Consider the following 6,066-nt stretch of genomic DNA (forward strand, 5'->3'; position numbering starts at 1 on the left):
GCTTCGTCCAACTAGCGCAGCGAGGCCTGTGTCCAGTAGCGGAAACCTCTAATTTCAAAATTCGGAATCCGATCAGGCAGTTGTGCGTTTTGACGGCGCAAACTTCGGTTTAAAGCGCCCAGGAGACGGAACAGCCCAGCCGGCTGTTCCGAGTGCCTCTTCGAGTCGCGGCTCTGACGCGAAGCACGGAGAAACGCAGAACTCCAGCGAGCGATTCACTGTGTTGTGCACGAGGTACCGAACTCGAAGCGCCGCACGCGATTCAAATCGGACAGCCTTCTTCTGAGCTCGATGAGTTCAAGCGTGACAATCGTCACAGCGAGCTTCGAACGACTGAGGCATGCTCCAGTCAGGTTGCAGGAATGTCCTGCACCATCAACACAATCAAAGGAGACATCCAATGACGAACGATGATCGGGTGACCCACGAGCTTTCCATCGAGGAACTCGACACGGTGGCAGGTGGCGATTTCAGCTGGAAGGGTTTTGTGGGCGCGATCGGCGCCGGAGCCGTGACGGGCGGGCTGGGTGGTGCGGCGGCCGGTGGCCTCGGCGCCGGTCCTGGTGCCGTTGGCGGCGGTCTTCTTGGTGGAATCGCATACTGCATCACCTCGCATTTCTGATTGAGCCAGCCGCGTATCGAAGCGAAACTCCCGCGTTTTGTGATTGAGGAGTTTCGCTTCGCCGCGGAGTCGGCTCTCATCCAGTGAAAGGATACGACCATGGATAAAATCCCGGAATTGACCAACGACGAGTTGGAGTCCGTATGCGGGGGAGCCGAAGGTGTAGCCGGACCCGGCGGTTCGGATCTTTCCGATTTCCTCAAATGGATCTTCGCACAACTCCACATACCCGCCTCATCGGGTGGGCCTATTCGGAAATAATTTCATTTGATCGACCGCAACTAAAACAGGGCCGCGCCAAGCGGCCTCTTTTTTTGGACAATCGGCCGCGGGAGGCCGCCGCACTCGGCGAAATTGATGTCGCTGCAGCCACACTCGTCGCGCAAGACTTAATTCGACAATCGGGGCCACAGAATTCGCGAGCCAACGTGATCTACGTCACGAACGCGTGGACGACGGCCCGCGACAAACGACCGGTCACGCCGGTATTGGACCCAGCTGACCGCAGCACAGTATAAAGGAGCGAAGGATGGACCATACAAACGCAATCCAGACGGACCGCGAGCTGACGCCGGAGGAACTCGATGCAATCTGCGGAAGCGGCACGCAGACTGGCGTCGACCATATCAACCCTCAGCCTTTGCCGCCCCTGGCGTTTGGAATTCACTTCTTGAATCCTCAGCCTTTGCCGCCCGGCTGAACCACCAACCGTGAAGCATCAGGGGCTGCGCGAGGAGCGCAGCCCCTCGATTGACGCTACCGGACCCTCCCGCGACGACGATTTGACGTAGCCGCATCCGTCCAGGCATGGCCTGCTTGCCGCTGCTGGAAGCGGCGGTATAGTGGGCGCATGGTTGTCAGCTCGCCCGATCTGAAAGCGTTCTTACGCGCCACGCCTTTCTTCGGCGGTCTCTCGGATGCGAGCCTTGATCTCCTCATCTCGATGCTGGTCGAATGCCGCTTCGAGGCCGGCAACACTGTCGTGGCTGAAGGAGAGCCGGGACGCTCAATGTTCATTGTTCACTCCGGCACGCTCGTGGTGACCAAGCTTGGAGATTCCGGGCAAGCGATTCGCATGGCGGATCTCGAGCCTGGCGATTTCTTCGGCGAAATGACCCTGATCGAAATGCAGAACCGGTCCGCAACCGTTGTAAGCGAGTGCCCGACCGTGCTCTACGAGCTCTCTGCCCGAAAACTCTATACATACTACAAGGCGGACATCCACGCCTATGTGCTGGTGATGCAGAACATCAACCGCGAGCTTTGTCGTCGTCTCCGCCGCTCGGATAATCGCATTGCCGAACTGCAGATGCTTCGCGCGCGTCCATAACGCCGGCTTCGCGCCTGTTGGAATACCGCGGCTTTGGGGCAGCTCATTGACAATCAGTCGCCGGCAAATACCATCCGCCGGAGTCGAATTGACTCCGGAGAGCCCCGTGCGCACATCCTCGCGGCTGACGCGCGTGTTGAGCGGGTTCGTGATTGCCGCTTTCCTGTGTATGTGTGCGGCAGTGACGGCGGGAGCTGATGGATCCGTTTCAGCGCTGCATATGGGGATGGGCGCAAAGGCCGGCGAGATGCCGCTCTTCGACGCGGTCGTCGCGCAGTACAATGCCTCGGGCGCACGCTTTCGCATCGACAGCCACTGTCAGTCTGCGTGCACGATTTTTCTCTCGATTCGCAACGTGTGCGTCACGCTCGGCGCGACACTGCTGTTCCATGCCGGCGGCACCAGGCGCTACGGCATCAACGATCGCTCAACACAACACATGCTGGCCGCCTATAACCAGCCGCTGCGCCAATACGTATCCGAGCACCATTTCATGGACACATTCGAATTTCATGAGATCTCGGGCCGCGACATCGTATCCCGGTTCGGCTACCCTGCATGCAGGTAAGACAACGGCACCGAAATAGATTCAGCTTCAGGTCCCTTTGTTCGGCAATTGGCGCCACGGTGATCCACACGTCCCATGAACCTCTAAAGAGACCCTGGGCTGTCAAGGCTAAGGACCGATCGTCAGCTGAACGTGAAAAACCGTAGACTTGTTAACATGCGTCGAGCGCGGCGCGTATTGGACCGACACAGCAAACTCGTCCGGACCCACATATCCCGGGTTTGGTTTATACGCTGTCAGAAAATGGCCGCCACTATGGCCGGCGCTGCCCAAGACTCCGAAACGCGGAGGCTGGACGACATTGTATCCGACAATATCGGACCGCCCGCCGTAAACGATGGTGCAGGGCCGATCTCGCCTGGTTGTCCCCTGGGCGCTTGCCGTCGGCCCGTAGAACCGAAACGGTCCCGTGCAGTTGGCTGCGATCGCGCTTGGCGTCCAGCAAGCTCCCAACGACCCAGCGGTCAAGCAAGCGATCAGCTTCACGAATCTCATTCCTTATCCCTCACAAGCTGCAGCGTCAGGACCGTGCATTGCTGCAAAGAATGCCAACCGCTGCGGACGCGGCCACCAAGCGTCAATTACTGGCAATAACTCCTTCCACCGAATAAGAAGCATTTCCCGCTGCCAACTACCGGTGCAATCCGAGGCCTGCGCGCTGGATCATGCCGTTCGGCCATGCGCGCCTTTGTCGCGAGCTCCGCTCGCTTCTCGCAGGCGCCGCCTGAATTTAAAACAAAGCCCTTATAGCACGTTATTTGGACACAGCTGTCACCTTCCACGCGCTGGCCATTTCCGCAGAGCAATGGGCACACCCGCTCCGTCTTGCTTCGGACCGCGTCGAGCACATCAATGCTTGCCACCTTGACATCAAAGTCAGTGTGGGCGTTCTTGTTGAAAAGCTCTAGCGCCTTGCGTGAGTCGTCACCCCAGTTGCCGTCGACGGCACCCGAATTGCAGCCAAGACGCTTCAAATTCGCCTGCAGGAGCCGAATGACGTCCGACGGGTCGATTTGCAGTGCCGCCGGCGGGCCTGCGCCGTGCGAAGGGGTCGAGCCGGGGGCGACGGAGGCGAGCTTTTCGGCCTCCGCCCCTGAAGTCGGTTTGGCTTGTTCGACCTGCTGCCGGGCGCTGGCGACGCCTTCGCGTTTTGTCCGCTCCAGCTCCTGCCTCGCCGCTTCTGCCTGCTGTTGCGCAATCTCGACCTGACGCCTCGCTTTGTCCAATTCCTCTTGGGTCTGCTCGGTGAGCTGATGGCGGGTTTCGTCCAGCTGCTTTCGCGCCTGCTCCGACAGTTGCTGCTTCACTTCCGCTGCCTGCCGAGCGCTCTGTTCCTCGAGTTGCTGGCGCAATTCAGCGGCCTTTTGCGCCGCCTCCGCCTCGGCTTCTTTGCGTGCCTCATCCGCCCTGGCGCGCGATTGCTGGGCCACCGCAAGCTTGGCAAGCTGCGCGCGCGCAAAATCCGCAAGCATGCCGCTGCCATGATGGGCCAGGAAAGAGTTCCACGCCTCGCTGTTGCCGATTTGAGCAGCCAGTTCGTAGTCAGCGTGAGCTTCCGCCTCGGCATCAATACGTTTTGGAACCAGGGCGACCGTGTCCCCGCCCAGTGATCCATAAAGGAATGGCTCCTGGCGATTGCCCGTGCTCTTCAAGACATCATCGCGCACGCGACCGAAGGCCAGCCGCAGGTCGAGCCCTGGTTCGGCAATGTATTTGACAAGCGCCGTTGAAAAAGGACTGTTTTCGCTATCCCCATCGCTCGCGACGGCGCCCGCTTTGGCGGCGAAGGCAATGAGCATATCCGGACTCGACGGTTGAATCTCCGCCAATCCACGACCGATCGAGCGGCTGGAGACAGTCCGCTTCATCGTCCTGGTGAACGGATTATCACGGCACGCATCCAGAATCACCAGCTTAAGGTGTCTGACGGGGTCGAGCGCCCTGAGCAAACGGTCGAGCGAAATTGTCTCGTCGTCGACATCGAAGTCGCTTGCCAATCTGGCGTCAGCCGGAATCAGATAGTTGATCCCATCGACTTCGATACCGTGACCGGCGTAATATACCACTGCAATATCAGCATCACGGGAGGTTTCAGAGAATCTGCGGATCACCTGCCGCAGTTCGGCAATGCCGAGGTCGCTCTCGGTGTCCACGACATCGAATCCAGCCTTCTTGAACAATGCTGACATCGCTGCCGCATCGCGCGTCGGATTGGCCAATTGTGGAACCCGCTGATATCTGGATATGCCGATAACCAGCGCCACGCGCTTTTCCGCCAGCGCCGCATCCGCCGAAAAACAAAACAGACTCGTCAGAAAAACGATGAGTGCGGTCCGCACCGAAATATCCTCAACAACAGCTCCGCCGAAATTAGCGCAGCACCGGCGGAGCCGCAATATGCTGCTCCTCACACAGCGCATGTGTAGCGCGGCGTTTCCGAGTCAGCGCAGTCACCTTCAAATGGGCCGCCGACGCGCGCGAGAGAGCTCTCTCAACCGGTGAAGGCGATCGTGAATTCCGCAATTCGGATCGGGGCCACCTCCGCCAGAATTGTCGTCGCCGACCTAGGCTTCGCAGCATGCCTGCAGGGTACGGCCGCCGTAACCGACGCATTCGCGAAGGTATCCTGCGACGCAGAATGGAAATCCTGTGACAGAAATCACGGTCGTCATCCCTTCCACGGGCTAAGACTCGTGCATCAGACGAAGCGGATGCTCCGCTCGTCTCGAGACAGGAGATGGAAAGATGAAGAAGCATGAAGCTCACGTGGCTCGAAGCAAGCTCGGCGAGTCCCGGAGATCGATCGGTGATGCGCTTGAAGCACCAGTCCAGCTTACGCCGGAGCAAATCGAAATCGTCGCGGGCGGCTTCAGCGCCACCGGCGGCTTCCTCTCGGGAAAAATCCTCCCGACGACCACGACCGGTGCTCTTCCGCCGCCGCCTGACTACGCCAAGGATTTGATGAACCTCAAATAGCGGCAGCAGCGAAATCGAGGATGTCATGTCCAGGGAATCCCGCAAACAGATCGACTGCCCCAGTGCTCAGGCAACCGCAGAGGGCGCCCGAATTTTTGGCATGATGACGGGCGCATCCGACGCGCGCAGGGTCGGCTATCTCACCGAGGCTCAGCCAGTTTCCGAGAAGCTGCTGAGTCTTGCGGGACCGGCCAAGCCCACTCAACTCTTCCGCATCGCGGCACCTTGCGCGAATGGCGGCTGCAAGCACTTCAAGGATCGTACCTGCAGTCTGGCACAAAGGATTGTTGACGGCTTGCCCGCAGTCGTCAACGCGCTCCCTGCGTGCCAGATTCGGTCAACCTGCAGGTGGTTTCGTCAGGAAGGTCGAGAAGCCTGTTTCAGATGTCCGCAGGTCATGACAGATAGATCGAGTGCTTCTGATTATGAGAAGCAGATTGCGGACTCTGACTGAACTGGCCAGCTTGCCGGCGTTGGCGAAAGCCGAAAGGCGGCGCGCCGCGGACCGGCATCGCCCCGGCCGGATGCATGTCGGAACTTCCGCGCGACGACGCCGACCGCGCTTTACCG

7 protein-coding genes are annotated in these 6,066 nt (G+C 59.5%); 5 read left to right on the plus strand and 2 right to left on the minus strand.

The genetic code is table 11. The annotated features are described in order from the left end of the window. Positions 1–349: 349 nt before the first annotated feature. On the minus strand, positions 350–847 hold the full coding sequence (locus WCB02_RS36125) for a hypothetical protein (protein WP_423966367.1): 498 nt from the start codon (positions 845–847) through the stop codon (positions 350–352). A gap of 304 nt (positions 848–1,151) precedes the next feature. On the opposite strand from WCB02_RS36125, the gene WCB02_RS36130 reads away from it, so the two are divergent. The 3 genes from WCB02_RS36130 (at position 1,152) to WCB02_RS36140 (ending at position 2,520) form a co-directional block, all read left to right on the plus strand. Then, positions 1,152–1,322: a hypothetical protein gene (locus WCB02_RS36130; protein WP_423966369.1), complete on the plus strand. Its 171-nt coding sequence runs from the start codon at positions 1,152–1,154 to the stop codon at positions 1,320–1,322. A gap of 150 nt (positions 1,323–1,472) precedes the next feature. After that, a complete protein-coding gene (locus WCB02_RS36135) occupies positions 1,473–1,952 on the plus strand; it encodes a Crp/Fnr family transcriptional regulator (RefSeq protein ID WP_423966371.1) in 480 nt (159 codons plus the stop codon). Positions 1,953–2,058: 106 nt separating this feature from the next. Next, positions 2,059–2,520 carry a hypothetical protein gene (locus WCB02_RS36140; RefSeq protein ID WP_423966373.1) on the plus strand — a complete coding sequence of 154 codons (462 nt, stop codon included), beginning with the start codon at positions 2,059–2,061 and terminating at the stop codon, positions 2,518–2,520. Between the two features lie 581 nt (positions 2,521–3,101). Here the strand turns inward: WCB02_RS36140 and WCB02_RS36145 are convergent. Continuing rightward, positions 3,102–4,859: a caspase family protein gene (locus WCB02_RS36145; RefSeq protein ID WP_423966375.1), complete on the minus strand. Its 1,758-nt coding sequence runs from the start codon at positions 4,857–4,859 to the stop codon at positions 3,102–3,104. A 406-nt stretch (positions 4,860–5,265) separates the two neighbouring features. On the opposite strand from WCB02_RS36145, the gene WCB02_RS36150 reads away from it, so the two are divergent. Continuing rightward, positions 5,266–5,496 (plus strand): hypothetical protein, encoded by a 231-nt coding sequence (locus WCB02_RS36150; RefSeq protein ID WP_423966378.1) that lies wholly within the window; start codon positions 5,266–5,268, stop codon positions 5,494–5,496. Positions 5,497–5,521: 25 nt separating this feature from the next. Continuing rightward, complete coding sequence (locus WCB02_RS36155; RefSeq protein ID WP_423966380.1) at positions 5,522–5,950, plus strand: hypothetical protein; 429 nt, start codon at positions 5,522–5,524, stop codon at positions 5,948–5,950. Positions 5,951–6,066 lie beyond the last annotated feature (116 nt).

This window comes from Bradyrhizobium sp. (genome assembly GCF_049581145.1).
GTDB lineage: Bacteria > Pseudomonadota > Alphaproteobacteria > Rhizobiales > Xanthobacteraceae > Bradyrhizobium.

Excerpts from the sequence above, each read along its gene's own strand:
- WCB02_RS36130 (WP_423966369.1), top strand. The coding sequence starts at position 1,152 with ATGGACCATACAAACGCAATCCAGACGGACCGCGAGCTGACGCCGGAG.
- WCB02_RS36135 (WP_423966371.1), top strand. The coding sequence starts at position 1,473 with ATGGTTGTCAGCTCGCCCGATCTGAAAGCGTTCTTACGCGCCACGCCT.
- WCB02_RS36150 (WP_423966378.1), top strand. The coding sequence starts at position 5,266 with ATGAAGAAGCATGAAGCTCACGTGGCTCGAAGCAAGCTCGGCGAGTCC.
- WCB02_RS36155 (WP_423966380.1), top strand. The coding sequence starts at position 5,522 with ATGTCCAGGGAATCCCGCAAACAGATCGACTGCCCCAGTGCTCAGGCA.